At 62.6% G+C, this 1282-nt stretch carries 1 protein-coding gene; it reads right to left on the bottom strand.

Translation table 11 applies throughout. From position 1 onward, the window contains the following. Positions 1 to 29: 29 nt before the first annotated feature. Positions 30 to 1235, bottom strand: a complete 1206-nt coding sequence (locus tag AWC08_RS23900) for an IS30 family transposase (RefSeq protein ID WP_069435681.1) — start codon at positions 1233 to 1235, stop codon at positions 30 to 32. Positions 1236 to 1282: the final 47 nt, after the last annotated feature.

Genomic DNA, 1282 nt, shown 5'->3' with positions numbered 1-1282 from the left:
CTCAATGTCAAGTGGTTAGTGCAACGCGGTTAGGCGGCTTGATCGAGCAGGGCTGCTAAGCGTTGGGCGGGGGTGTCGTAGTCGAGGGTGGGCCGGGGCCGGGTGTTGAGTTTGTCTTGGATCCGTTTGAGGTCGGCTTTGGTGTAGCCGCTGAGGTCGGTGCCTTTTTGGAACCAGAACCGCAGCAGTCGATTCGTGTTTTCGTTGCTGCCACGCTGCCAGGGTGAATGGGGATCGCAGAAGTAGACCGGCGCTTGTAGTTGCAGGCTGATGTCGTGCCAGTTGGCCATCTCGCTGCCACGGTCCCAGGTGATAGTGCGACGCAGATGAGCCGGCAACTCATTCATCGCCTCGATCATCGCGGTGGCCACCGAATCGGCGGTGTGGTTGTGGGGCAGGTGCAACAAGATGGTGAATCGGGTGCTGCGCTCGACCAGGGTGCCGATCGAACTGGCGCATCCGGCGCCCAGGATGAGGTCGCCCTCCCAATGTCCGGGCACGGCGCGGTCATCGACGACGGCGGGGCGCTGGCTGATGGTGATGACATCACTGAACTTCCCGCGGCGCTCGGTACTGCCTCGGGGTTTGCGGGCTGTTCGTTTGGTCGACAAGCACTTGTTGAGCTCGGCGCGCAGCTGGCCGCGGCCTTGGACGTAGAGACACGTATAGATGGTTTCGTGGCTCACCCGTGCCAGCTTGTCATCGGGGTGATCACGTGCCAACATCTCAGCGATCAGCTTCGGGCTCCACCCGTCGTCCATCCATCGTTCGATGGCAGCGCACAACTGAGGATCGTTGAGCTTGAATTCCTTGGGACGGCGGGCCTTCTCCCCGGCACGCGCGTGCGCCATGAGGGCGTGGTAATCACCATCGGCGTTGCAGTTACGCCGAGTCTCGCGGTAGATCGTGGTGCGGTCGCGGCCCAGTTGGTCTGCGATCTCAGCGTCGCTGAGCCCGGCATCGCGGCCCCGCATAATCTCTACCCGCTCCTCGACGCTGAGCCGATGACCCCGTCCGCCCGGCAGGGACATGTTGCCCGCCTCGACCAGGCCCCGCTCACCTTCACCTCGACCACCGATGTGCAGTTTCATCGCGCCAGCATCGCGCCACCAGACCCACGCTCGGGTCGTTGACACGCCCATGTCTTGAGCCGCCCGAAACAGTGGCACTCCCCGACAGACCCGGTCAAACAACTCCCGACGCACCGCCGGCGGATGCGGGTAACCACTTGGCATTGCAACTCCTAAGATCCATGTTGTTGCAATGACCGTATGAATTTGCC

It is taken from the genome of Mycobacterium gordonae (assembly GCF_002101675.1).
Lineage (GTDB): Bacteria > Actinomycetota > Actinomycetes > Mycobacteriales > Mycobacteriaceae > Mycobacterium > Mycobacterium gordonae.
The sequence above is the reverse complement of the archived record's forward strand: the minus strand, read 5'-3'. Positions and strand labels throughout refer to the sequence as shown.